The 24,466-nt window shown below is 68.0% G+C and carries 21 protein-coding genes and 1 riboswitch; of the genes, 8 read left to right on the top strand and 13 right to left on the bottom strand.

Translation table 11 applies throughout. The features are described from left to right. Positions 1-43 precede the first annotated feature (43 nt). From ligM to ROJ8625_RS01675, 8 genes are all read right to left on the bottom strand, one after another. Entirely contained in the window at positions 44-1,447 is a 1,404-nt protein-coding gene (gene ligM / locus ROJ8625_RS01710) for a vanillate/3-O-methylgallate O-demethylase (protein ID WP_085790116.1), read from the bottom strand. Positions 1,448-1,477: 30 nt separating this feature from the next. After that, the gene (locus ROJ8625_RS01705) at positions 1,478-2,206 is read right to left on the bottom strand and encodes a GntR family transcriptional regulator (protein WP_085790115.1); all 729 of its coding nucleotides are present in this window, start codon (positions 2,204-2,206) and stop codon (positions 1,478-1,480) included. A gap of 263 nt (positions 2,207-2,469) precedes the next feature. Continuing rightward, on the bottom strand, positions 2,470-3,414 hold the full coding sequence (locus ROJ8625_RS01700; protein ID WP_234984135.1) for a DMT family transporter: 945 nt from the start codon (positions 3,412-3,414) through the stop codon (positions 2,470-2,472). Between the two features lie 289 nt (positions 3,415-3,703). After that, positions 3,704-4,786: a c-type cytochrome gene (locus ROJ8625_RS01695; protein WP_085790114.1), complete on the bottom strand. Its 1,083-nt coding sequence runs from the start codon at positions 4,784-4,786 to the stop codon at positions 3,704-3,706. Then, entirely contained in the window at positions 4,783-5,349 is a 567-nt protein-coding gene (locus ROJ8625_RS01690) for a cytochrome c oxidase assembly protein (protein WP_085790747.1), read from the bottom strand. Before ROJ8625_RS01690 ends, ROJ8625_RS01695 begins: the two co-directional genes overlap by 4 nt. Before the next feature lie 2 nt (positions 5,350-5,351). Then, positions 5,352-5,714, bottom strand: coding sequence for a hypothetical protein (locus ROJ8625_RS21260; protein WP_085790113.1), 363 nt, complete (start codon positions 5,712-5,714; stop codon positions 5,352-5,354). After that, complete coding sequence (gene ctaD / locus ROJ8625_RS01680; protein WP_085790746.1) at positions 5,714-8,257, bottom strand: cytochrome c oxidase subunit I; 2,544 nt, start codon at positions 8,255-8,257, stop codon at positions 5,714-5,716. Before ctaD ends, ROJ8625_RS21260 begins: the two co-directional genes overlap by 1 nt. 56 nt (positions 8,258-8,313) lie before the next feature. Beyond that, positions 8,314-9,294, bottom strand: a complete 981-nt coding sequence (locus tag ROJ8625_RS01675; protein WP_143535046.1) for a cytochrome c oxidase subunit II — start codon at positions 9,292-9,294, stop codon at positions 8,314-8,316. A 232-nt stretch (positions 9,295-9,526) separates the two neighbouring features. Beyond that, positions 9,527-9,622: riboswitch (TPP riboswitch) on the top strand. A gap of 45 nt (positions 9,623-9,667) precedes the next feature. Here ROJ8625_RS01675 and thiM point away from each other — a divergent pair. The 7 genes from thiM (at position 9,668) to ROJ8625_RS01640 (ending at position 17,945) form a co-directional block, all read left to right on the top strand. Then, positions 9,668-10,459, top strand: a complete 792-nt coding sequence (thiM, locus tag ROJ8625_RS01670) for a hydroxyethylthiazole kinase (RefSeq protein WP_085790111.1) — start codon at positions 9,668-9,670, stop codon at positions 10,457-10,459. Next, on the top strand, positions 10,456-11,064 hold the full coding sequence (thiE, locus tag ROJ8625_RS01665; RefSeq protein ID WP_085790110.1) for a thiamine phosphate synthase: 609 nt from the start codon (positions 10,456-10,458) through the stop codon (positions 11,062-11,064). The genes thiM and thiE overlap by 4 nt, the downstream gene beginning before the upstream one ends. Then, positions 11,061-11,870 carry a bifunctional hydroxymethylpyrimidine kinase/phosphomethylpyrimidine kinase gene (thiD, locus tag ROJ8625_RS01660; RefSeq protein ID WP_085790745.1) on the top strand — a complete coding sequence of 270 codons (810 nt, stop codon included), beginning with the start codon at positions 11,061-11,063 and terminating at the stop codon, positions 11,868-11,870. The genes thiE and thiD overlap by 4 nt, the downstream gene beginning before the upstream one ends. Before the next feature lie 577 nt (positions 11,871-12,447). After that, entirely contained in the window at positions 12,448-14,139 is a 1,692-nt protein-coding gene (locus tag ROJ8625_RS01655; RefSeq protein ID WP_085790109.1) for a glycine/sarcosine N-methyltransferase, read from the top strand. A 128-nt stretch (positions 14,140-14,267) separates the two neighbouring features. Next, positions 14,268-15,449, top strand: coding sequence for a methionine adenosyltransferase (gene metK / locus ROJ8625_RS01650; RefSeq protein ID WP_085790108.1), 1,182 nt, complete (start codon positions 14,268-14,270; stop codon positions 15,447-15,449). Positions 15,450-15,525: 76 nt separating this feature from the next. Beyond that, positions 15,526-16,953: an adenosylhomocysteinase gene (ahcY, locus tag ROJ8625_RS01645; protein ID WP_370738458.1), complete on the top strand. Its 1,428-nt coding sequence runs from the start codon at positions 15,526-15,528 to the stop codon at positions 16,951-16,953. An 11-nt stretch (positions 16,954-16,964) separates the two neighbouring features. Continuing rightward, positions 16,965-17,945 (top strand): adenosine kinase, encoded by a 981-nt coding sequence (locus tag ROJ8625_RS01640; RefSeq protein ID WP_085790107.1) that lies wholly within the window; start codon positions 16,965-16,967, stop codon positions 17,943-17,945. Here ROJ8625_RS01640 and ROJ8625_RS01635 read toward each other — a convergent pair. Both ROJ8625_RS01635 and ROJ8625_RS01630 read right to left on the bottom strand, forming a co-directional pair. Then, on the bottom strand, positions 17,942-18,709 hold the full coding sequence (locus tag ROJ8625_RS01635) for a PIG-L deacetylase family protein (protein ID WP_159456693.1): 768 nt from the start codon (positions 18,707-18,709) through the stop codon (positions 17,942-17,944). The two genes, ROJ8625_RS01640 and ROJ8625_RS01635, sit on opposite strands and share 4 nt — an antisense overlap. Then, positions 18,706-20,142: an alpha,alpha-trehalose-phosphate synthase (UDP-forming) gene (locus ROJ8625_RS01630; RefSeq protein ID WP_085790105.1), complete on the bottom strand. Its 1,437-nt coding sequence runs from the start codon at positions 20,140-20,142 to the stop codon at positions 18,706-18,708. Before ROJ8625_RS01630 ends, ROJ8625_RS01635 begins: the two co-directional genes overlap by 4 nt. Before the next feature lie 219 nt (positions 20,143-20,361). On the opposite strand from ROJ8625_RS01630, the gene ROJ8625_RS01625 reads away from it, so the two are divergent. Continuing rightward, the gene (locus ROJ8625_RS01625; RefSeq protein WP_085790104.1) at positions 20,362-21,102 is read left to right on the top strand and encodes a Crp/Fnr family transcriptional regulator; all 741 of its coding nucleotides are present in this window, start codon (positions 20,362-20,364) and stop codon (positions 21,100-21,102) included. Here ROJ8625_RS01625 and otsB read toward each other — a convergent pair. The 3 genes from otsB to ROJ8625_RS01610 all read right to left on the bottom strand — a co-directional run bounded on the left by otsB (position 21,099) and on the right by ROJ8625_RS01610 (position 24,287). Beyond that, positions 21,099-21,872: a trehalose-phosphatase gene (gene otsB, locus ROJ8625_RS01620; RefSeq protein WP_085790103.1), complete on the bottom strand. Its 774-nt coding sequence runs from the start codon at positions 21,870-21,872 to the stop codon at positions 21,099-21,101. The genes ROJ8625_RS01625 and otsB overlap by 4 nt on opposite strands. 3 nt (positions 21,873-21,875) lie before the next feature. Then, positions 21,876-22,577: a hypothetical protein gene (locus ROJ8625_RS01615; protein ID WP_085790102.1), complete on the bottom strand. Its 702-nt coding sequence runs from the start codon at positions 22,575-22,577 to the stop codon at positions 21,876-21,878. 213 nt (positions 22,578-22,790) lie between these two features. Next, entirely contained in the window at positions 22,791-24,287 is a 1,497-nt protein-coding gene (locus tag ROJ8625_RS01610) for a fused MFS/spermidine synthase (protein ID WP_085790101.1), read from the bottom strand. Between the last annotated feature and the right edge of the window lie 179 nt (positions 24,288-24,466).

Genomic DNA, 24,466 nt, shown 5'->3' with positions numbered 1-24,466 from the left:
TGTCGGCCGCGCTCTCTCCCCGCGGCCGACGTGATGCTCGGGGTCAGGCGGCCTTCGTGCGCCAGCCCCCGCCGTAGTTCTCGCGCGCCTCGCGGCTGTAGGGTGTGGGCGACACGCGCACGCGGATGTCGGCCTGCTTGTGCTTCTCCGCCGAGGTTTTCTGCGTGTCGTCGGGCTCGCCCCAGCGCAGGGTAAGCACGTCGCCCACCTCGACGCTCTGGTCGACGACCCCGAGCGACAGCACGCAGCGCTCGTTGTAGCTGTAGCCGTTGAACATCGACATGCCGACCATCTTGTCGCCCTGCATGATCATGTCGGCCGAAGAGGACGCATAGTTCGGCTGCGGGAAGTCGATCCACTTGTAGGGCACGCCGTCCTCGAAACTCGACGCGAGCACATTCAGAACGTCATCCTTGTTCCACTCGAAGGTGACCTTCTTGCGGTTGGAGGGCGCGTCCTTCATCTTTTCCAGCGCGGCCTTGCCGACGAAGTCGTCTTTCTTCCACCCGATGTAGAAGCCGTAGCCCAACTCGAACGGATTGACGTAGTAGTCCTCGATGTCGTTCGAGACGAAGCTGCCGCCGATCGTGCCGTTGGCCTCGTAGCTGTCGGCGCCGAGCCAGTCGCGGTACTCGGCCAGCATGCCGTCCCCGGTGTAGATCCCCGGCAGCGGCGACGGAATCCAGCCCGATTCCAGCGTGTTGGTAGAGTAGGCGCGGCTGCCGACCTGGTGCAGTTCGACGCCGAGGTCGCGCGCGGCCTGCAGGATCGTCGACTCGATGTAGTGCTTGTCGGCGTAGGGGCCCCAGATCTCGAGGCCCGGCGCGCCGGCCATGCCGTGGCGCAGGGCCTGAACGCGGCGGGAGCCGACATTGATCTCGTCCACGTGGAAGAACTTCACCTCCGGCACCGGCCCGCCGTTGATCTTCTCGAAGATCTTCGGCGCGTCGGGCCCCTGGATCTGGTAGCGGTAATGCGTGCGCAGCACGCGCTCTCCGTCGGGCCGGGAAGGAGACCGCGGATCATGGTGCAGGCGCACCTTCCACTTGCCGATCGCGGCCCGGAACTTCGTCCAGTTGGCGGTCGGGGCGCGGCCGACGAGGATGAACTTGTCGTCGCGTTCGCGGAAGATGATCATGTCGCCGACGACATGCCCGTTCGGCGTGACCGGCACGAAATGTTTGGCGCGGTTCGTGTCGAAATTGGCAAAGCCGTTGATCCCGACATGCGACAGGAACGCCTCGGCATCCGGTCCCTCGACGATCAGCTCGTCCATGTGGTGCGACTGGTCATAGAGCACGGCGCTTTCGCGCCACGCGCGCTGCTCGTCGCGCCAGTTGGTGAATTCGGGCGCCACCACGGGATAGACGTAGATGCCCATGCGGCTGTTGCGCAGCATCTCCACCGGGTTGGGGTGGTTCTTCATCACGTCGCTGAGGCTTGGCATGTCGTAGGTCTCCTCCCTGGTCTCAGAAAATCATTCGGCCACGAGCGCGAGGCCCGGCACACGTTCGGCCAGGCCCGGACGCTCGTGCATCACGTATTCGAGGTTGGCACGGGCAAGGCGGGCATGCTCGCGGGCCAGCGCCTCGGCGCGCGCGCCTTCGCGGGCGAGGATCGCCTCCACGATGCGGCGGTGCTGATGCTGCGCGCGTCCGAGGCTCACGCGGAAATCGGGAATCAATTCCTGCCCCTGCAGGAACGCGACGGGCGACGCCGCGGGCAGACGGGCGGCGCGCTCCACCTCGCGGGCGACGATGTCCGATCCGGCGAGCCGGGCGAGCAAATCGTGGAATTCGGCGTTCAGCCGGACATAGGCATCGAAGTCGAAGCGTGACGGATCCACCGCGCGGTCCAGCGCGTCGAGCACGTGGTCCATGCGCTCCGCGATCTCGGGCACGACGCCCCGCTCCGCCGCGAGGCGCGCTGCCGTCCCTTCGAGCACGCCGCGGAGCTCGATCGCGTCCACGAGGTCGGTCATCGTGAAGCTGGCGACACGGCACCCACCGGTATCGATCCGGTCGAGCAGTCCCTCGTCGACGAGGCGGTCCATCGCCTGCCGCACCGGGGTGCGCGACAGGCCGAGCCGCTCGGCCGCGGCGGTTTCTGTCAGGCGCGCGCCAGCGGGCAGGGAGCCGCCGATGATCAGCGACCGAAGCTCGATCAGCGCGTTCGCGAATTGTGCCTTTCGACCCTGCTTCGTCACCGCGCGACGCTCTCCCCAACGTTCTGAGAGGAGCTTAGTTGTATACAGAAAAGGATCAAGCGGCGAATCTGGGCGCTTTTTTCACGTCCTGTCGATAATTCTGTATACAATTGTCAGCCGGGCCGAGTGACGACGACGGTGCATTGACGGGCGCCACGCAATGCCGGCGCGGCCAGAGCGAACGTCTCCGCTTTTTAATGATCCGGCACGACAGCATGCGTTGGAGTAGGTCTGCCGACGGGCGGCCGCCGCGCGATCTGCGTCTAGCGGTCCGTCCCGTGAGTAGCGGCAAGCTCCAGGTCGCGTTTGCGCTCGCGGTGGAAGACGTAGATGCCCGAGCCGAGAATGATCGACGTGCCGAGCACGGTCATTGCGTCCGGCAGATCGCCGAAGACGAGGAAACCGACCAGCACCGCGCCCACGATCTCCAGATACTGGAATGGCGCGAGGATGCTCGCCTCGACCTTGCCGAACGCGAAGGTGATCAATAGGAACGTCACCATCGCGAGCGCCCCGGCCGCGAGGGCGGCCGGAAGAACCCAGCCCGGCGCGGCGGCCTCGAGCACGGAGCCGCGTCCCAACGCCGTCCGGCCGAGTTCGAGCGCCACGAGGATCGCGGCGCCGAACAGCGATGCGCCGAACTGGAAGCTAAGCGGCGACTGCCGGCCGCTCGACCGGCGCATGATGATCATGTTGAGCGCATAGGCGCAGGCGGCGAGAAGCGGCATCAGCACGACCGGCCCGAATTCCGCAAAGTTCGGACGGATGACGATGAGTGCGCCCACGAGCCCGACGCCGACCGCCGCGAAGCGTCGGGGTCCCGGAACTTCGCCCAGCAGAATGCCGGCGAGCACGGTCAGCACCAGCGGTTCCAGAAAGAAGATCGCGATCGCTGTGGCGATCGGCATCACCGAGAACGCGGTGATGAGCGAATACGTGACGGTGACGATCATGACGGCCGAGCCGAATGACCCCAGCGTGAGGACCGGCCCGGTGAAGCGACGGCGCAGCACCAGGGCCACCGGCACGAAGAACGCCGCTTGTGCCACCGCGCGCAGCAGCGTGACCTCGAACGACGAGATGACCGTCGTGAGCGATTTCGAGATCGCGTCGCCCATCGGCAGGAAAGCCATCGCGATGCACATCGCGATCATGCCGATGCGCTTGTCGTCGGAGCCGTCGGACGCGGCGGAGCGGGTCAGGGCCATGAACATGCCTCCTGCAGCCGCGCCGGATGCGCGGCCATGTCCGGGCGTTCAGGACGGTTTCGGACGGGGTGCGAGACGCCATCCCGCCGGCCACCGCTAGACCCGGCGCGTGGGTGGGGTCAAGACTTCGCCCACCCCGGCCGTGGCGGAGCGAGCTGTGCGCCGGATCTCGCGCTTGTCCTTCCGGGGCGGTCGGCACCTGCTCCCCGGCCGGTAAAACGCCGAGGCGGACGGTTCCGTCACATACGGAACGACGCGAGCGGTTGCCGTGCGCCTGCCCCGGCTCCGCTTACTCAGTCACGTCGTTCAACTTCGCTGGGGCCAGTGCTGCGTAATAGGCCGCCAGCGCGGCGATGTCATCGTCGGTCAAGTCGCGTGCCGCATGGTGCATCAGCTGAGATGCTCGTCCGCCGCCGCGATCCTCGCCGTCGCGCCAGAGCCGCAGTTGCTGGGCGAGGTAGGGGGCGTATTGCCCGGCGAGCGACGGGAACGCGGGATTGAGCGGCTCCGGCCACGGGCCGTGACAGGCCGCGCAGGCCGGCACCTCGTCGGTCCCGCCCTCGACGGCGAGCGCGCGCCCCAAGCCCTCGAGATCGCCAAAGGTCCTGGCAGAGCCGCCGGGCGTGCCGTCGGCGAAATGCGCGGCCAGCTCGGCGATCTCGTTCTCCGGCACCTGCGACATCGCCTCGGCCATGATGCCGCTGTCGCGGCGTCCGTCCCGGTAGGCCCCGAGCGTCTCTGCGATGTAGCGCTCCGACAGGATGTCGAGACGGGGGATATGCGGATTGTCCGAGACCCCGTCGGTTCCGTGGCACATCGCGCAATACTGGCCGTCGGGGGCCTCGGTCAGCGCGGCATAATCCGCGTCGGTCATGTCGGGCACGGCGAGGAGGAAGGCAACGACCGGCCACACGTCGTCGTCGCGCGTTGCGGGCCATCCGGGCATTCCGCTCATCTTGATGCCCTGGTGGACGATCCAGTGGAATTCGGATGCCTCCCAATGCGTCACGGCCTCGGTGATATAGGGAGGCTCGGGCACCATCGCGCGCACCGTGGCGGAACGGTCCGCGCCCGGTGCGGCGTGGCAGCCGGCGCAGGCACTGTCGAAATGTCCCGCGCCGAGCTTCACCATCGCCTCCGAGCGCAGGTCGGCCGGCGGCATCGCATGAGCGCGCAGCGCCACGGAATTGCGGAAGGTGGTGTGCAGCACCGCGCTCACCCCGGGCCAGTGGCCGGTCTTTGCGGACACGTTGTAGAGCCCGAAGAGCACGACGGACCCGCCGGCCACGGCGCCTGCGACGGCAAGGGCCGCCAGCGTGCGGCCGACGCTGGGCCAGTGGAGATCGGCCAGGAGGCGATCGCGCCAGTTCATGCCGGGCTCTCGCGAAGAACGCGGGCGGTCAGCGCGAGCCCGCCGAACAGGTAGACCGGCGTGCCGATGGCCAGCATCAGGACGCCGCCCAGCTGCTGCCCCGACAGGTCGGGCGCGCGGCCGCACAGCGCCGCGTAGAGATCGCCCGGCGCCAGGACCAGAAGCGCACCCAGGAGCGTCATGTGCATCGAGGTGAGAAGGAGCCCCCCGGCTCCGGCAAGCGGCGGGGCGGGCGGCAGCGCGCTGGCCCAAACGCACAGACCGGCCGCGAGGAACAGCGCCTGTTCGACCGCGAACCAGGGCAGTGCGCCCTGCGCGGCGGCGTGCACCTGTGGCAGGTGAAACGCCCAGACCACGACGAATTCGAGTGCGGCCGCGACCGCGACCGGCGGGGCCAGCCGTGTCAGCGCCGGCACCGCGAACACGATCAGCGGCGCGGCAACCGCGACAAGCGTCATGTGCCGCAGCATGTGCGCCGGGAACGGCCCGAGCCAGGCGGCCCAGTCCGGGCCCCATGCGACGGCGAGCGCGGCGAGTGCCGGCAGGGCGAAGGGTGCGCGCACCGTCACAGGCAGCTCTCGATGAAGAGCGCGGGGCTCGCCACGAAGAGGGTTCCGATCCCGGAGACCAGCGCCAGCAGCCACCCCGCATGTCCGAGGAATTCGCGCCGATCCTCCACCGTCGGGCGATCGTGCTCGTAATCGAAGTCGTCGAGGTAATCCCATTGTCGCCATGCGCGCCAGCCGATCACGGCGATGGCCACGAGCGCGGCGGCCGAGACAAGCGCGATGCCGACCCGCGCCGCGGTCACGTCGTCGGTCCGGGCACAGACGGACGCCGTCCAGCCGTAGCAGAGACAGAAGTGCAGCGCCCATACGGTGGGCGCCGCGATCATGTGCCACAGGCTCTCCTCGCGGCGGCCCAGCATCACAGAACCCTCGGCAGAAGACCGATCACCGCGGCCGAGATCAGGCAGGTCACGCCCAGAAAGTGCCAGAACAGCGTCGTGTTCCAGAGATCCGCGTCGTAGCGCGGCGTCAGCTTGCCGAAGATCGACCCAGCGAGACAGTAGAGCTGCATGATCGCGCCCACGCCGATGTGCGCACAGGTCCAGACGACGATGGCCCACATCGTCGCCGGGTAGACATGCGTGGCGGGCGAGAGCCCGGGCCACCAGACCGCCAAGACGAGCGCTGCGCCGCCGGCAAGCGCCGCTACCGGCGCGAGGCCGAGGAGGACGCGCGCCGTGCGCCGGTCGCCCTGGCGGTTCACGCCGCGTGCGATACGGGTCATCGCCCAGCTTCCGCCGAGCAGTGCCGCGGCCAGCGCCGCGAAGGCCGGATCGGCGTGGGTGGCGTTGTCGGGCGGGAAGTCGGGCCGCGCGGTCCAGTAGAAGAACACGCCGAAGATCAGGCTCGCATAGGCCGTCGCGTCACCCAGCATGGTGATGAAGACGCCCCACCAGCCGGGCGCGCGCGGTCCGGAGACGTAGGTCGGCAGCCGCAGGCCGAGCCCGGCGTCCTTCATCGGGGCCTCCGGCACCTGGGCGGTCGAGGTCCAGAGCCACCAGATCACGGTCGCGATGGCGAGCACGCCGCAGAGGATTGCGGGCGGGTACATGTGGAAGGTCGGAAAGATGAAAGCTCCGCCGGTGAACGCGGCCGCCCAGAGCGTGCACCATGCCGGGCCGGTGATCCGCGCGACGTGCTGCGGCACCGCGTCCACCGCCGAGGTCACGACCGTTTCGCGCAGACCCTCGGGCGCGTCGGGAATGTAGAACCGTCCGGCATCCATGCGCTCCAGCAGTTTCGGCTGATCCCAGAGCGGGTATCGCGACGTGATGTAGGGCACCGAACGTGCGCCCCAACCCAGATCCGGTACGTCGTGCGCCCATTCGAGCGTGCCGCCGCCCCAGGGGTTGCGCTCGGTGAAGGGCTGGTCCTTCTTCGAACGCAGCAGATCCCACGCGAAGACGAGGATGCCCGCGGCGGTGACGAAGGCGCCGAGCGTCGAGATCATGTTGAGCCAGTCCCACCCGATATCCCCGGGATAGGTGAACACGCGCCGCGGCATGCCCTGCAGACCGGTCAGGTGCATCGGCATGAAACAGATGTTGAAACCCGTGAAGGTCAGCCAGAACGACACCTTGCCCAGCCGGTCCGACATCTTCTTCTTCGCGAAGAACGGATAGAAGTAGTAGACCCCGCCGATGATCGGAAAGACCATCCCGCCGAAGAGCGTGTAGTGCAGGTGCGCCACGATGAAGTAGGTGTCGTGCACCTGCCAGTCGAAGGGCGCCAGCGCCACCATGATGCCCGTCAGTCCGCCGGCGGTGAAGATCGCGACCGCGCCGGCGATCCAGAGCATCGGCTGGATCATCCGCACGCGGCCCACCAGCAGCGTCGCGACGAAGGCGAAGAGCTGCACGCCCGTCGGGATCACTACCGCCTCCGACGCCGCCGAGAAGAAGCCCAGGGACATCGACGGCAGGCCCGTGGTGAACATGTGATGGACCCAGAGCCCGAAGGACAGGAATCCGGTTCCCACGGCCGACAGCACGATCCAGGAATAGCCGACGATCGGACGGCGCGCCGCAGTCGGGATGACCATGGCGGCGATGGCGATTGACGGCAGGAAGATGATGTAGACCTCCGGATGACCGAAAATCCAGAACAGGTGCTGCCATAGCATCGGGTCGCCGCCGCGCTCCGGGTCGAAGAACGGCCAGTCGAAGGAGCGCTGCATCTCGAACAGGAAATCGCCGGCGATGAGCGGCGGGAACGCGAACAGGATCATGCCGCCGACGACGAGCACATACCACGCGTAGAGCGGCATCAGGTTGATGCGCATCCCCGGTGGCCGGCACTTGATGACGCCGACGATCAGCTCGACCGCCGCCGCGATCGACGCGACCTCGATGAAGGACAGGCCGAGAAGCCAGATGTCGCTGCCGGGTCCCTCGGCCTCTGTGGCCAGCGGCGGATACATGAACCAGCCCGAATTGGGCGCGACGCCGAAGAGGATGGAACTGAGGACGAAGATGCCGCCGATCAGGAACGACCAGTAGCCGTAGGCACTCAGCCGAGGGAACGGCATGTCCCGCGCACCGAGGAACGCCGGCAGCAGCAGTATCGAGATCGCCTCGAACATCGGGACGGCGAAGAGAAACATCATCGCCGAGCCGTGCATGGTGAAGAACTGGTTGAACCGGTCGGCCGAAAGAAAGTCGTTCTCGGGCACCGACAACTGCACGCGCATCAGCAGCGCCAGCACCCCTGCGGCCAGCATGAAGGCGAAGGCGGTCAGCGAGTACCACGCGCCGACCTCGGAGTTGTTGACGGCCGACCAGTAGCGCCAGCCCGGCGGTTCCGCCCAGACCGCGCGCAGCCGCGCCGCCTGCGCCTCGCGCAACTCTGGATCGACGGGTTCGTTCAGCATCTCCTCGGTCGGCGGATAGATGCCCTGCGGCATCGCGTCCTCGATCTCGCCGGCGCGCGGACGCTCGGGCAGGGAGCCGGCGAAGTCGGTCACGTCAGACCCTCCAGATAGATCGCCAGCGCCCGCAGGTCGGCGTCGGGCAGGTGGTCGTAGCCGGGCATCATCGCGCCGGGCTTGACGGCCTCGGGGTCGCGGATCCAGCGCACGAGCGCGTCCTCGGTCATGGGCAGGATCCCGGCGGCCAGCGAGACGCGCCCGCCGACATGCGTCAGGTCAGGCCCGACCCGGCCGCTGGCTGCAGTGCCGCGCACGGCGTGGCAGGCACCGCAGCCCTCCGCGCGGAACACCGCCGCTCCGCGCCGGGCCTCCTCGGTCGCGGGCGACGTGGCCGGTTCGGCCTCCTTGGCGAGCCACTCGGCAAAATCTTCGGGCTCCATCACCACGGCGCCGAAGGCCATGAGCGCATGGCTCTCGCCGCAGAACTCGGTGCATTGTCCGCGAAACTCGCCCGCGCGCGTGGGCTCGAGCGACATGCGCGTTTCACGGCCCGGGATCATGTCGGTCTTCCCGCCGAGCGCGGGGATCCAGAAGGAGTGGATGACGCGATGGGCGTTGAGCGTGATCTCGCTGCGCTGACCGACAGGCAGGCGTATCTCGTTGGCCGCCACCACGGGGTCGGACGCGCCGTCGGGCAGGTACTCGACCCGCCACCACCACGACTCGCCGGTGACCCGCACGGTCAGCCCCGAGCCCGGCTCGCGCTGGCGGGGCATCTCCGACAGGGCGAAGGCGAGCAGAATGCCGAGCACCAGCGTCGGAAACACGATGCCGCCGCCGATGATCAATGCCTCGGCCGCACGCGGCGAATACGGCCGCCGGTCGATCCGCGACACGAAGATCAGAAGCCCGTTCATCAGAAGCCAGAGGACGACTGCGCCGCCGAGCATCCACCAGAAAAGCGTCGCGATGACCTCCGCATCGCGGCCGGCGGGACCGAGCACGGACTGCACGCCACCACATGCGCTCAGAAGCAGGATCGGCAGGAGTGCGAGCAGGGCGCGCCGGCGCATCATCGACGAACTACCATCGGCAGGATCCGTCCTGCCGTTGCGCGTCGTTGCGCGCGCCGCTGCCTGCCTGCGCTGGATCTTGCGTCACTCATCGTCTCCAGACAGGCCTCGCTCGGACGTATCTGAGGCGCTTGGCGGCGAACTTGCAAGCGGGATCGACGGCGGGCGCGGCGCGCCGCCGTATCGATACCCGCGATGCCATTGAATGCCCGGTTCGAGTCTGCCACGCTCGAGACCGCAACAGGGGCGTCCGCCACGCGCGGGCTGAGAAGGACCCTTCGAACCTGACCCGGATCATGCCGGCGGAGGAAGTTGCGGAGACGCGCCCAACGTCGTGGCGCCGTGCTCCGTGCCCCGCCGGAAAGGAGGCACGATGCACACCCCCGGACCTTTCCTGCAAAGCGTGCGCGAGCAGGGGCCACTCGTTCACAACATCACCAATTTCGTCGCGATGAACGTCATGGCGAATGTCCTTCTGGCCGTCGGAGCGTCGCCGGCGATGGTCCATGCGCGCGAGGAGGTGGCGGAGTTCGCCGGGCTCGCGCAAGCGCTGACCGTCAATATCGGCACCGCGGACGCGACGTGGGGCGCCGCCATGCAAGACGCCGCAGAGGTCTTATCGCGCAACGGCCGGCCCTGGGTGTTCGATCCGGTCGGTGTGGCGGCGACGGCGTTCCGCCAGGGCCTGTCGGCGCGGCTTCTCGATCTCCGGCCGAGCGTGGTACGCGGCAACGCGTCGGAGATCCTGACGCTCGCAGGTCTGCGGGGCTCCGCGCGCGGGGTCGATGCCGGCGACAGCGTCGAGGCCGCGCAGGACGCGGCGCGCGAACTGGCCGCGCGGACGGGCGGCATCGTCGCCGTGTCCGGACCGTCCGATTTCATCACCGACGGCCAGCGCGCGGCGCGCGTCGGAAACGGGCACCCGATGATGTCGCGGATCACCGTGATGGGGTGTTCGCTCAACGGCGTGATCGCGGCGTTCTGCGTCGGGCAGCCGGTTTTCGACGCAACCGTGGCCGCGCTCGCCGCCTACGGCGTCGCTGGAGAGGAGGCCGGGCGCAGTGCCTCCGGGCCCGGGAGCTTCATGCCCGCCTTCCTTGACGCGCTCTATACCCAGACGCCCGCGGCGCTGGACACGGCGGCGCGGATAGAGGTCGTGGCGTGATCGGCGCGGTCTACGCGATAACCGACCCTGCTGCGCCGATTCCTGTTCTGGATCAGGCGCGCGCTGCCGCACGCGGCGGGGCATGGGCCGTCCAGATCCGCGACAAGCGCGCGTCGGATGCCGAAATCGCGGCGCTCGCCGAAACGCTCCTTGCCGAATTCGCATCGCTTGGCGTGCGGGTTTTCGTCAACGATCGGACCGAGGTCGCGCGCATCACCGGCGCCGACCTGCATGTCGGACAGGGCGACGGCGATCCGCGCCAAGCGCGCGACCGGATATCGCCGGACGCGTGCCTCGGCCTGTCGATCGAGACGCTCTCGCAGTGCGCCCGGGTGCCTGACGGCGTGGACTATGTCGGCGTCGGTCCGATCCGGGCCACCGCAACGAAACCCGACGCGGCGGCGCCGGTCGGAGTCGACGGTCTCGCGCGGATCGTGGCAGCGCTCAAAGTGCCGGCCATCGCCATCGGCGGTCTGACGGCCGCGGACGCGCCCGCCCTGAAGCGCGCTGGCGCCGCAGGCATGGCCGTCGTGTCGTGCATCGTGCGTGCGCCCGATCCTGAGGCCGCGACCCGAACCCTTGTCGAAACATGGAGGCGGACATGATCTCCAATATTTTGTCGATCGCCGGATCCGACCCTTCGGGTGGTGCCGGGATCCAGGCCGATCTCAAGGCGATTTCGGCCAATGGCGGCTACGGCATGGCTGCGATCACCGCGCTGACGGCACAGAACACGCAAGGCGTGCGGGACGTCGCGCTCGTCGAGCCGGGAATGGTCGCGGCGCAGATCGCCGCGATCCGGGAGGACATCCGCGTCGATGCCGTCAAGATCGGCATGCTCGGCAGTGCCGCGATTGTCGCGGCGGTGGCCGATGCACTGGCCGACCTCGATGCGCCGGTCGTCCTGGACCCGGTGATGGTGGCGAAAGGCGGCGACAGACTTCTGCCGTCCGACGCCGTCGACGCGCTGCGCGACGTGCTCGTGCCGATGGCGTCGATCATCACGCCGAACCTGCCCGAAGGGGCCGACCTCCTTGGCGCTGCACCGGCAACGACGCGCGACGACATGGAGCGTGCGGCGCGGGACGTTCTCGCGCTCGGACCGACTGCGGTCTTGCTGAAGGGCGGCCACCTGCCGGGCGACCGGAGCCCGGACCTCCTTGTCGATGCCACGGGTGGCCGGTGGAGCGACAGCGAGCGGGTGGAGACGCGGAACACGCACGGCACGGGGTGCACTCTGTCCTCGGCGCTCGCCACGTGGATCGGGCGCGGATCCGATCTAGGCGCCGCACTGCAGCAGGCAAAGAGCTACACGACCGCCGCGATCGCGGGCTCCGGCAGGCTGTCGGTCGGTTCTGGCCACGGTCCGGTGCATCATTTTCATGCATTCGAAAGGCAGCACCACTTCTAGTGGATTGCCTCGCCCCGCGAGCGGGTCTGGCGGGACTGTCGGCAAGCCGCGGAACGCATGTGTTTCGCGGCCCGGCAGGGTCCGGGGAATGAGCTGCGGACTGCGTTCGCGCGCGATCGCAAAGGCGCACGAACACGTCAATCCAGATATTGTCGCGACGCGCGATTCTTCGGCTAAGTACCGATAATTCCTAGATGTCGTAAACATTTCATGCGGAAACATATTATTGTTTTCAACCGCTAAGCCGGCATTCATCGCGTTTCACAGATGTTTCGGTTGAAATAGCGTTGCCCTCCGGTAAGCCTATGGCCAGTCGGAGCCGCTACGGCGGTGCGGCAGTCGCCCGACACGGGACCGCCAGACAAGAGCGCGGCCCGCACAGACCGACAAGGCACAGCCTCGACGGCGCCCGGAACAGGGCGCTGCAGGTGAACCGGCGGCTGGCACGAAACACAAGCGCGCAGTCCTCGCACCGTCGCGGTGCAGTGCGCCCGTTCAATATGGCTGGCCTCTGCTCGGGGGCCGGAGCCGATACGCCACGGCCGCGGACCGCCCGCGGAGCAGGGAGAGACAGAGAATGAAAGATGCCGCCCGCAGCACCAATTACGAACTCGACCTCGATCGGCAAACCTACGGCGACGACCCGCTCGCGGATCGCGACACGGACCTCTATCGCGGCGAATATGTCATGGCGTTCGTCGAGAAGTGGGACGAGCTGATCGACTGGCAGGGCCGCGCGGAGAGCGAGGGCCAGTTCTTCATCGACATCCTGCGCGCCCGCGGCAAGCACACCGTCCTCGACGTTGCCGCCGGCACCGGCTTTCACTCCGTGCGCCTGACCGAGGCGGGATTCAACGTGACGACGGCGGACGGCTCGGCGGCGATGGTCGCCAAGGCGTTCCAGAACGGGCAGGCGCGAGGCCACATCCTCAAGACCGTGCAGGCCGATTGGCGATGGCTCAATCGCGACATCCAGGGCAAGTACGACGCGATCATCTGTCTCGGAAACTCGTTCACGCACCTGCACGACGAACACGACCGGCGCCGCGCGCTCGCCGAGTTCTATGCGGCGCTGAAGCACGACGGCATCCTGATCCTCGATCAGCGCAACTACGACGCGATGATCGATCACGGCTATTCCACGAAGCACAAGTACTACTACTGCGGCGATCGCGTGACGGCCGAGCCCGATCACGTCGACGAGGGGCTCTGCCGGATGCGCTACTCTTTTCCGGGTGGAGAGAGCTACACGCTCAACATGTGTCCCATCCGCAAGAACTACATGCGGCGCCTGCTGAGCGAAGCGGGCTTCGCCCGGGTGCGCACCTACGGCGATTTCCAGGAAACCTACGCCGAGGACGATCCGGACTTCTTCATCCATGTCTGCGAGAAGTCGACGATGCATCTCGTCCGCTGGGGCGGCGGCGCGAGAGAGGACGGCGAAACCGACGTGCGCGACGTGGCCGAGGATTACTACGACAGCGACGACGCAGACACGTTCTATAGCCTCGTCTGGGGCGGGCAGGATCTTCACGTCGGCTGCTACGACGACACGTCCGATATCCGCACGGCCTCGGACGTGACCATCGACCGGATGGTCGGCATGCTGCCGAACCTCACCTCCGACACCCGCATCCTCGACATCGGAGCGGGCTACGGCGGCGCGATGCGCAAGGTCGTCGGGGAGCATGGCGGCCGCGCCACCTGCCTCAACATCTCCGAGATCCAGAACGACACGAACCGGCTCCGCAATCGCCAGCAGGGTTTCGTCGAGAAGATCAACGTGATCCACGGCGTGTTCGAGGACATTCCCGAGCCGGCGGCGAGCTACGACATCGTCTGGAGCCAGGACGCGATCCTGCACTCCGATCAGCGCGAAACGGTGCTTCAGGAAGTGTGGCGCGTTCTGAAGTCGGGCGGCTACTTCATCTTTACCGATCCGCAGCAGTCGAACGATGCCGATCCCGCACAGCTTCAGCCCGTCTATGACCGGCTGCAGCTGTCGAACCTCGGCTCGCCCGGGTTCTACCGCGAGGCCGCGGAGCGGATCGGCTTCGAGACGATCGAGCAGCGGGACATGACGAACCAGCTCCGCACGCACTACTTCCGCGTCCGCGAGGAGCTGCTGTCGAACTATGACAAGCTGCGCGGGGCCGGGGCCTCGGCCGAGTATCTCGACAAGATGGCGCTCGGCCTCGAGAACTGGGTCAAGGCCGCCGACGCCGGCAACCTCTATTGGGGCATCACGCTCTTCCGCAAACCGGAGTGAGCGTTCCGTCCGGCGCACGCGGCTGTGCGCCGGACCCTTCGGCCCCGCATCCATCCCCAAGCATGCATTTCGATGACCCGCCGGGTGCGGGCCGACCATCTTCATCCAAAGGAACAGGGAACACCGACATGTCCAAGACCTGGCTCTTCACCAGCGAATCCGTGTCCGAGGGCCATCCGGACAAGGTCTGCGACCGCATCTCCGACACGATTCTCGATGCCTACCTGGCCGAGGCGCCCGATGCGCGCGTCGCGGTCGAGACGCTCGCGACCACGAACCACGTCACCATCGCCGGCGAGGTTCGCGGCCCGGACAGCGTGCGCAAGGCCGTGGAGGAGCACGTCCGCGCGGCGATCCGCGACATCGGCTACGACCAGCTCGGCTTCGACTGGAACACCGTCGAGGTGATAAATCGGCTGCACGCGCAGTCCGGCGACATCGCGATGGGAGTGGACGAGGGTGACAAAGGCGAAGAAGGCGCCGGCGACCAGGGCATCATGTTTGGCTATGCATGCCGTGAGACCGAAGAGCTCATGCCCGCGCCGATCCAGTTCGCCCACCGCATCCTGCGGATGATGGCCGAGGACCGCAAATCGGGCGTCCGCCCCGAATTCGGCCCCGACGCCAAGAGCCAGGTGACCCTGAAATACCAGGACGGCAAACCGGTCGGCATCGACGCCATCGTCGTGTCGACCCAACACGACGAGGATGTCAGCCGCGACGAGGTGCGCGAACTGGTGAAGCCGTATCTCTCAAAGGCCTCGCTCGAAGGCTGGACGGTGACCGACGACCGGCTCTTCGTGAACCCGACAGGGCGCTTCGTCCTCGGCGGGCCCGAAGGCGACGCCGGGCTGACCGGGCGCAAGATCATCGTCGACACCTACGGCGGTGCGGCGCCGCATGGCGGCGGCGCGTTCTCGGGCAAGGATCCGACGAAGGTGGACCGCTCGGCCGCATACGCGGCGCGCTATCTGGCCAAGAACGTGGTCGCCGCCGAACTCGCCGACCGCTGCCAGATCCAGCTGGCCTACGCGATCGGCGTTCCGGAGCCCGTCGCCGTCTATGTCGAGACCTTCGGCACCGCCCGGGTCGACGAGGTGAAGCTCGGCGAGACGCTGCGCCAGATGGTGCGCCTGACGCCGCGCGGCATCCGCGAGCAGCTCGACCTGCAGCGTCCGATCTATTCCCGCACCGCGGCTTACGGTCACTTCGGCCGTCCGGTGGAGGACGATGGCGGCTTCGGCTGGGAGCGCACCGACCTGGCACGCGACCTCGCCTCGACCTTCGGTCACAAGATCGCTGCCGAGTGAGGCGCGACTGAACATCGACGCCGGAGCGCGATCCGCGCGCTCCGGCGTCTTCGAGTCATCCCGACAGGAGAGAAACATGCCCGCCGAAGACACCCCCCATCTGTCCACCGACTACGTCATCAAGGACATCGCGCTCGCCGGCTACGGCCGCAAGGAACTCGACATCGCCGAAACGGAGATGCCGGGCCTGATGGCCACGCGCGAGGAATACGGCGCCTCGAAGCCCCTGGCCGGCGCCAAGATCGCCGGCAGCCTGCACATGACAATCCAGACCGCGTGCCTGATCGAGACGCTCGTGGCGCTGGGCGCGGACGTGCGCTGGGCGTCGTGCAACATCTTCTCGACGCAGGACCACGCCGCGGCGGTGATCGCCGAAGGCGGCACGCCGGTCTTCGCGGTCAAGGGCGAGACGCTCGAGGAATACTGGGATTACTGCGACCGGATCTTCCATTTCGACGGCGCGGGACAGGGCGGCGCGAACATGATCCTCGACGACGGTGGGGACGCGACGATGTACATCCTGCTCGGCGCGCGGGTCGAGGCCGGTGAGGAGGATCTGATCTCGGATCCCGGATCCGAGGAGGAGGAGTTCCTCTTCGCCCAGATCCGCAAGCGCATGAAGGAGACCCCGGGCTTCTTCACGAAGCAGCGCGACGCGATCGAGGGCGTGTCCGAAGAGACGACGACCGGCGTTCACCGCCTTTACGAATTGATGAAGGAAGGCCGTCTGCCCTTCCCGGCGATCAACGTGAACGACAGCGTCACCAAGTCGAAGTTCGACAACAAGTACGGCTGCAAGGAAAGCCTCGTCGACGGCATCCGCCGGGCCACCGACACGATGATGGCCGGCAAGGTCGCGGTGGTCTGCGGCTACGGCGACGTGGGCAAGGGCTCGGCCGCGTCGCTGTCGGGCGCCGGCGCGCGGGTCAAGGTCACCGAGAGCGATCCGATCTGCGCGCTGCAGGCGGCGATGGACGGCTTCGAGGTGGTGCGCCTCGAGGACGTGGTCGACAGCGCCGACATCTTCATCACCACGACCGGCAACAAGGACGTCATCCGCATCGACCACATGCGCGAGATGAAGGACATGGCGATCGTCGGCAACATCGGCCACTTCGACAACGAGATCCAGGTCGCCAGCCTGAAGAACCACAAGTGGACCAACATCAAGGACCAGGTGGACATGATCGAGATGCCCTCGGGCAACCGCATCATCCTGTTGTCCGAGGGCCGTCTTCTGAACCTCGGCAACGCCACCGGGCACCCGTCCTTCGTGATGTCGGCGTCGTTCACCAACCAGGTGCTGGCGCAGATCGAGCTCTGGACCAAGGGCGATCAGTACAAGAACGAGGTCTACGTCCTGCCCAAGCACCTCGACGAGAAGGTCGCGCGGCTGCACCTCGAGAAGATCGGCGCGCGCCTGACCGAGCTCTCGCCCGAGCAGGCCGCCTATATCGGCGTCACTCCCGAGGGCCCGTTCAAGCCAGAGCATTACCGGTACTGAGGAGACACGGCATGACAGTGGTTTCAAAAGGACCCGTCGTCGTCGGGGTCGGCAATCCTCTGGTCGACGTGCTCGCCCAGACGGGACCGGAGGCCGTGGCGCGCCACGGCCTGACCGCCGGCGGGATGCACCTGATCGAGGCCGAGGCCGCCGCAGGTCTCTACAAGGAAATCGGCCCGGGCGTGCGGCAGGCCGGTGGCTCGGTCGCCAACACCGTCGCCCATCTCGCCGGCGAGCCGGTCGCGGCGCGCTTCGTGGGCAAGCTCGGGACGGATGACCTCGGCGACGTGTTCGCCGGGGAATTCGAAGCGCTCGACATCGGATTCGAGACGCCTCGCCATGCGACCGTCGGCACCGGCCGATGCATGGTGATGATCACGCCGGACGGCGAGCGCACGATGTCCACCTTTCTCGGGGCGGCGCAGCATCTCGGCCCGGAGGACGTGGTGCAGTCGATGCCCGAGTCCTGCGACATGGTCTTCATCGAGGGATATCTCTGGGATTCGCCCGAGGGCGCCGCCGTCGTCGCCGAGGCCGCGGCCCGTGCGCGGAAGGCCGGTGCGCAGGTCGCCATGACACCGTCCGACGCCGGCTGTGTCGAGCGCAACGCCGCCGCGATGCGCGATTTCATCGCCGAGAGCTGTGACGTAATCGTCGGCAATGCCGACGAGATGTGTGCGCTGGCAGACGTGGAGTCGGCCCAGGCGGCGCTGCGTTGGGCGCGGGGTCACGTCGGCACGGCGGCTGTCACGCTGAGCGAGAATGGCTGCCTGGTGTCCGACATGGTCGGGACCGCGGCCCTGCCGGCAGAGCCGATAGCCGATGTTGTCGACACGACCGGCGCCGGCGATGCCTATGCCGCCGGGCTGCTTGGCGAGCTGGCCAACGGCAGCAGTGTGGCGCGGGCCGCGGAACGCGCCACCGAGCTCGGAGCGCGCGTGGTGCAGCACACCGGAGCGCGGCAGGCGGCACCGGACCGCGGCGCGGCCTAGGGCGTGTCGGCGGGCCCGACGGTCGCCGCGCGCGTCCGGTCGGGGGCCGCCCCGCCCAAGCTGGGCGCGCGATCCGCGCGCATGTAGATCTCGTCGCCCACCAGGAACTGATCGCGTTCGTCGGTCGGCAGGTCTGCGGCATCACCCAACGCCGGCGCGGCGCGCGTGCCCTGGCCCCGAAAGGCCGCGATCGCGCGCGCCTTGGCTGGCGCGGCCGCGCCAATCGGAAGCCGCTGCAAGCACCCCGGAGCTGCGCCGGAGGAGAGCGCGTCGTCGGTCCAGCGCGCCCAGACCGGATAGTGCCACAACTCCAGGCCATACATCTCGGCAGCGCGTTCGGCGATCTCGGCCGTCGCGCGATGCTCGGCATCGTCGCTTGTGCGCGCGGTGGAGAAGATGCGCCGGACCCCCATCGCCCGCGCGATGGTGCCGACATGCGTCGCCAGCATGGGGAAGGTATCGCGCTGTTCGGCCCAGCCGGCCGGCCGGCGCAGCGCGGTGATGTCACCCGCGCCGCCGCGCAGGTGCACGAGCGCCAACTCCATCTCCCCGATGCGCGGCGCCCCTCCGGCGCGTCCGGCATGCGGGCCTTCGCCCATGCAGACGACGTGCGCGCCGGAGCGCGCAAACGCGTGCGATAACAGCGCCCCGCAGCCGAAGGCGGCGTCGTCGGGATGCGGCGTGAGGACCATGATCGGCCCGTCGCCGAGCAGGTGGTCGAGGCAGGCTGGCGCGTCCGCCTCCGGGGTGGGGAACGGTGTCATTGGATCTCCGGTTCGGCGTGTTTGGTATAGGGAAGGAGATTGCCGGCACGGTCGCCCGGTCCGCCGACCATGAGCGTGGGCGGGCAGGCGCGCAGGCAGGCCACGAAACGGTCGGCCCAGACCGCGACGTCGCTGTCGCGCACAGCGGCGAGGCATGCTTCGTGCCGGGCGCGCCGCTCGTCGCGCGGCATCGCCAGCGCGGTCGAGATCGCGTCGGCCATCTCCGTGATGTCGTAGGGATTGACGAGGATCGCGTCGGTCATGTCCTCGGCCGCGCCGGCAAAGCGCGACAGGATCAGCACGCCCGGATCGTCGGGATCCTGCGCTGCGACGTATTCCTTGGCCACGAGGTTCATGCCGTCGGCGAGCGATGTCACGAGGCAGGCTGCAGAGCGGCGGTAGAGACCGGCCAGCAGGTCGCGCTCGACGGCGTGGTGAATGTAGCGGATCGGGGTCCAGTCTAGCGTGGCGAACTCGCCGTTCAGGCGTCCGGCGATCTCCTCCAGCTCGGTCCTGATGGCGCGGTAGGCCGCGACGCGCTCGCGCGTGGGTGGCGCGATCTGCAGAAGGCTCGCGCGCGGATCTTCGGGTGCGCGGGCCCCCAGAAAGGCGCCGAATGCGCGGAAGCGGTTCGGCAGCCCCTTCGAGTAGTCGAGCCGGTCGACGCCGATCACCAGCCTGTCGCCCAGATCCGAGCCGAGATCGGCAGCATCCTGCTGTGCGCGCGCCGCCGCCGCGAACCCGTCGACCTCGATCCCGATCGGGAACGACCGGACCGCGAGGACCCGGTCGTGAAACTTGACGGTGCCGTCCGGCATGAATTCGGCGCGGGGATCGGCGCGGAACATCTCGAGACAGCGCGCGGTATCTCGGCGGGTCTGCAGGCCCACGAGATCGAAGGCGGCCAGCCATCTCGCGAAGTCGTCCGGCGTCGGCAGGGTCGACAGGGCGCTCAGCTGCGGAAACGGGATGTGCAGGAAGAACCCGATGCGAGCCCGGACGCCGAGCCTTCGCAGTTCCTGCGCGAGGGGCAGGAAGTGATAGTCATGGATCCAGACGAGGTCGTCGTCCTCGATGTGCTGCGCCAGCAAGCGCGCGACCCGGCGATTGACCGCGAGGTAGGTCGCCTCGTGGCAGCGCTCGATTTCCACCAGATCAATCCGGCCGTGACAGATCGGCCAGAGTACCGAGTTCGAGAAGCCGAGATAGTAGTTGTCGTACTCCTCCTCGCTCAGGTGAAAGGCGAGACGCGTGTAGCTGTCGCGCGCAATTTCGGTCAGGCCGTCGTCGGTGGGCCCGCCGCGCTCGGGGTGAGCACCGACCCAGAGCCCACCGCTTTGTTCGAGCGCGTCATGCACCGCCACGACGAGCCCGCCCGAAGGCGCGGCGTCGGTTGGGATGCGATTGGAGACGACAACGAGTTTGCCGGACATGGCGTGGAGCTTCCTGTATCGGGGTGTCGCGTGCATCGCGGGCAATTCATGTTTCCGCCATGCAGGATAGAAACGGTGACGTCGAAACCCGCGTTCCGCGGACCGAAGCCGGATTGATGTTTGGCAATCAGGGAACCAGCGCCGGTCAACCGCGCGTTATTGTCGCAAGCCCATCCGTCACTGCCGGGCTTGCCCGGCCGAGACTTCGGAGCCTGACTCTTGGACCGCAGCGCCACACGCACCTCGCAGCTTCTGTCGCTTGTCCTCGGCCGTCGCGCGTCTCTCGACGCCGAGGAAGAAGCGGCCCTTGCCAACCTTCCGGTACGCTCGGAAACCTTCTCGCATGGGCAGACGATCATTCCGCAGGGCCCGTCACCGGACGAGAGCTGCCTCGTCGTTTCGGGCATGGCGCTCCGGGTACAGCCGACCGAAGCCGAGACCGGAATCGTCTCCGCGGTCCAGATCCCTGGCGATTTCGTCGACCTGCATGCGCTGGTGCTGGAATACCTCGATCATTCGGTGGTCGCGCAGGGGACCTGCAAGGTGCAGTTGGTGCGCAAGGAGGCGCTGCGCGAGGTGACGCGCGATTACCCGCACCTGACGCGCCTTTTGTGGATGACCACTCTCATCGACGCCAAGATCCACCGTGCCTGGCTCGCGGCGAGTGCGACCCTGCGCGCGAAGGAGCGGATCGCGCATTTCCTGTGCGAACTCTACGTGCGCTACGAGATCATCGGCTTCGTCGAGGACGGAGCCTTTGACATGGCGCTCGAGCAGAAGGACCTGGAGCGGATCTTCGGGCTGTCGCGGGCGCACGCCAACCGCGCCGTTCAGGAGCTGCGCGCGCAGGGGCTGATCGATTGGCATCGCCATCGCGTCGCGATCCACGATTTCGATCGGTTGAAAACGCTGGCCCGCTTCGATCCGAGCTACCTCGAAGTCGACAGGCTCGACCGCTAGTCCGTCGATCCGGGATCGGCGATAGCGTGCAGCCAGTCGGCCAGCGATGGCACCGAGTCCAGCCGGTGCCGCGCACAGGTGGGACCGGCTCCGATCTTGAGCCCGAACCCGCCGAGGGCCTGTGCCGCATCGAAGCCGTGCTCGTCGGTCACATCGTCACCGATCATCACCGGCGACCGTCCCCGGAACGGCGCGCGATCGAGAAAGGTGCGGATGGCACTGCCCTTGCCGCCGCCCGCGATCACCAATTCGCTGACCATGTTGCCGTGCAGGTCGGTGACGCCGTCATGCGCTGCCGCTTCGGTCCGGACGGTGTCGCGCACCGCCTCCTCGAGATGCGGCATTCCGCGGTAGTGCAGGGTCAGAGCGCCGGGCTTGCGTTCCATTCGCAGGTTGTGGCGCTGCGCGAAGGAGTGCAGCCGCGCCTCGGCCGCCTCGAGAGGGGCGGCCAGCGTGGGCGCGGCCGCATCGGGGTCTCCGGGATGGCGGATCTCGTGGCCGTGCGAGCCGGCGAGCGCGAAATCGCTATCGGGCAGGCGCGGCGCGAGATCGGCCAGCGCGCGGCCCGACACGATGGCGAGAGCGCCATTCGTCCTCTCCCGAAGGTGTATCAGGGTCTGGCGCGTGCGCTCTGGCATCGCCGCGTCGTCGGGATGATCGACGAGCGGGGCCAGCGTCCCATCGAAATCCAGGAACAGCGCGTGCTGATCCAGGTCCAGGCGGGCGGGGGGACGCGTTTCCGTGGTGGGTGAGATTTCAGACTGTCTCATCGGTCAGGCCACGCTCGCCAATCCGCCCGACGGCGTCGCGCTGGTGCCGAGAAACCGCTGAGCTTCCTCCTGCAGGGCCTGCTTCATCCGGTCGGCGAGGTGACGGCGCGCACGCCGTCCGCGGATCTGACGCGTGCGTGTCGCCTGCGGGATGAAGACCCGGCCGTCGTCGTTGCGCCGGACCCAGAACGATTGCTGCCCCGCCACGAGGTAGGAGTCGTGCGTGCTTTCCGCCGCCACGGTGATCGTGACGCTCGTCACGTCTTCGGACGACAGCGGTGGCGACCCGGTCGCGAGCGTGCGGTCGATCAGGCTGCGAAAAGACCCCGCGTCGCGGTATTCGGCGCTGCGCAACGGGCCCTGCCGTGTCGCTGACAGAAGCTCCGACGGTCCGGCATCGGACGAGGAACTCGCTCCGTCGGCATCCGTGCCGTCGCGCTCTGTCACGACGGCAGAATGGTGGGCGTCGTTGCCGTAGACATCGGCGATGATCGCCGAGACGTAGATCGGCTCGGCGCCCATGTTGCCGACGAGCAGGTGCGCACGGTCACGGTTTCCGGCCACGCGGTTGACGAAGATGTTCGAGCGCCGCTGACGGCGGAAGCTCGTCACGAAGACCTGCAGATAGGCGATCCAGACGACCATGGATGTGGCCTGAACCGCGAGCATGAGACCTGCCTCGTATTGTTGTATCCATTCCATCATTGCGATGGTCCTTATCGTTGTCTTTCGATGGCGGAAACGTCGCACCCGCTCGGCTGGTCCCCGGATTGCGATATATCATCCGGAGGCGCTGCGGCTTGTCGTTCGCCGGCCGTTTCGCGGCGGCCAACGCCCGAGTCGCATCGTTCGCGCAATTCTCGACGAAGGTGTGAAGCCCGCTCCGGCGGGTGCCATTCACCGGCCCGGGCGACGACGTTACCGGTGGCCGAACCAGCCCCGATCGTCTGTGAACGCCCGGCCCGGCCCGATCGAGACGGGCGCGTAATCCCGTGGCAGCGTATCGAGCGGATCGAACGGCGCTTCGGCCGCTGCGAGGACCGTGTTCGCCTGGCCGCGGTCGCTGACCGGGCCCTGCGCCGCGTCGACATGCGGGTAGAGCTCGGTGAGGATTGCGTGGATTCCGCGAGCCAGCCGGCCGTCGGGCGTGTCGATCAGGTTCACGTAGACCGGCCCGTCGACGATCGCCTTGAGCCGCCGGTACGTCTCGATTGTCGCGAGGTGCGCCGGCACGGAGCCCGAGGAGAACGCGTCCATCACGGCTGCGTCGAAGCGGCGGCCAGCCTCGTTGATGTAGACGCGCCCGTCCTCATGCACGATGCCGAGCCGTCCGTCGTCGGCGGAGGCCGCGCCGCCGGTGCGGTCGGCATCGTAGCCGGCGCGCTCGATCATTGCCCCGGCGCGCGGCAGGTGCGCGCGCACGACCGAGGTGATCAGGGGGTCGATCTCGACCGCGATCGCCTCCGCCGCAGGGCGCGAGGCCAGCAAAGCGGTCGGCAGGGTGTAGCCACCGCCGCCAATGAAGAGAACCGAGGGCGCCTCTCCGAGATCGCGGTCCATCCGGGCCCAGAGCCATTGCGTGTACTCGAGGATGAGCTCGGGCGACGACTCGAGAGGTTCGCCGGGACGGAGAGTGCGCTCGGCCGCCTGCTGCGTGCGGTCGGACATCAATTGGATGGCGCTGCCGCGCTGCACGACATCGATGCAGGACAACCCGGACTCGTACCGGCAGACCGATCCGTTGGCGACGCTTGCCACGACGATCAGCGCCGCCGGGCCGACGGCGGCGCGCACCTCGCGCCGTTCGATCCGGGCCGCGCCATTGTCATCGTCGTCCGAAGCGCCGGCGCGGACGAACGGCACGCAGAACAGCGCGGCAGCCCCGCATGCCGTGAAGGTCGCCGCCGAGCCGATGAGCGGCAGCGTGACGAACCCGGCAAGGATCGCGCCGAAGATCGCGCCGACCGAGCCGGCCGCGAGGACCATCCCGAGCGACGATCCCTCGCGACCCGGCCGGGCCTCTACGGCGAGCTTGGCCAGAAGCGGCGAGGGCAGGCTCACCAGCACCGAGGCCGGGAAGAACGCGAGGACCACGCTCAGCAGCATGCCGCCCGTGCCACGCGCACCGAGCGCGTAAAGAAGCGCGAGCGCCGTGGGCGAAAGCGCCATCAGGATGGCCGTGGTGACGAGCGCCGTGCGCACCGCGCGCATCGCCGCGCGCCGTTCCCGTTCGGCCACGAGGCCGCCGAGCGCGTTTCCGAGCGAGAACCCGGCGAGGACGGTGGCAATGACGGCCGTCCAGGTGATGAGCGAAGTGCCGAAGAACGGCGCAAGCACTCTGCCGGCGGCGATCTCGTAGGTGAGGCCGACCACGGCGAGACACGTTATGATGACGATCGCGGTCCAGAACCGCATATGTGCCTCCCCGGCGTTTTCGGGCTGCCCGCGATCGTGCCACGGGTATCTGCGCCGGGATATGTGTCAACTCGCGCGCGCGTCACGTCGCGAACGCGACAGGACGTTAGGCTCCTGCTGTCGTGAGGCCAGCAGGGCACGGTCGCCGTGGTTCGGGCGGGGCAGTCGTCGCCCCACGG

It is taken from the genome of Roseivivax jejudonensis (assembly GCF_900172265.1).
GTDB lineage: Bacteria > Pseudomonadota > Alphaproteobacteria > Rhodobacterales > Rhodobacteraceae > Roseivivax > Roseivivax jejudonensis.
The sequence above is the reverse complement of the archived record's forward strand: the minus strand, read 5'-3'. Positions and strand labels throughout refer to the sequence as shown.

Excerpts from the sequence above, each read along its gene's own strand:
- ROJ8625_RS01675 (WP_143535046.1), bottom strand. The coding sequence starts at position 9,294 with ATGCGCCGGCGCGCCCTGCTCGCACTCCTGCCGATCCTGCTTCTGAGC.
- ROJ8625_RS01635 (WP_159456693.1), bottom strand. The coding sequence starts at position 18,709 with ATGACACCGTTCCCCACCCCGGAGGCGGACGCGCCAGCCTGCCTCGAC.
- thiD (WP_085790745.1), top strand. The coding sequence starts at position 11,061 with ATGATCTCCAATATTTTGTCGATCGCCGGATCCGACCCTTCGGGTGGT.
- metK (WP_085790108.1), top strand. The coding sequence starts at position 14,268 with ATGTCCAAGACCTGGCTCTTCACCAGCGAATCCGTGTCCGAGGGCCAT.
- ROJ8625_RS21260 (WP_085790113.1), bottom strand. The coding sequence starts at position 5,714 with ATGCTGGGCCGCCGCGAGGAGAGCCTGTGGCACATGATCGCGGCGCCC.
- ROJ8625_RS01700 (WP_234984135.1), bottom strand. The coding sequence starts at position 3,414 with ATGGCCCTGACCCGCTCCGCCGCGTCCGACGGCTCCGACGACAAGCGC.
- ROJ8625_RS01610 (WP_085790101.1), bottom strand. The coding sequence starts at position 24,287 with ATGCGGTTCTGGACCGCGATCGTCATCATAACGTGTCTCGCCGTGGTC.
- thiM (WP_085790111.1), top strand. The coding sequence starts at position 9,668 with ATGCACACCCCCGGACCTTTCCTGCAAAGCGTGCGCGAGCAGGGGCCA.
- ahcY (WP_370738458.1), top strand. The coding sequence starts at position 15,526 with ATGCCCGCCGAAGACACCCCCCATCTGTCCACCGACTACGTCATCAAG.
- ROJ8625_RS01655 (WP_085790109.1), top strand. The coding sequence starts at position 12,448 with ATGAAAGATGCCGCCCGCAGCACCAATTACGAACTCGACCTCGATCGG.
- ROJ8625_RS01630 (WP_085790105.1), bottom strand. The coding sequence starts at position 20,142 with ATGTCCGGCAAACTCGTTGTCGTCTCCAATCGCATCCCAACCGACGCC.
- ligM (WP_085790116.1), bottom strand. The coding sequence starts at position 1,447 with ATGCCAAGCCTCAGCGACGTGATGAAGAACCACCCCAACCCGGTGGAG.
- otsB (WP_085790103.1), bottom strand. The coding sequence starts at position 21,872 with ATGAGACAGTCTGAAATCTCACCCACCACGGAAACGCGTCCCCCCGCC.
- ROJ8625_RS01615 (WP_085790102.1), bottom strand. The coding sequence starts at position 22,577 with ATGATGGAATGGATACAACAATACGAGGCAGGTCTCATGCTCGCGGTT.
- ROJ8625_RS01695 (WP_085790114.1), bottom strand. The coding sequence starts at position 4,786 with ATGAACTGGCGCGATCGCCTCCTGGCCGATCTCCACTGGCCCAGCGTC.
- ctaD (WP_085790746.1), bottom strand. The coding sequence starts at position 8,257 with ATGCCGCAGGGCATCTATCCGCCGACCGAGGAGATGCTGAACGAACCC.
- ROJ8625_RS01640 (WP_085790107.1), top strand. The coding sequence starts at position 16,965 with ATGACAGTGGTTTCAAAAGGACCCGTCGTCGTCGGGGTCGGCAATCCT.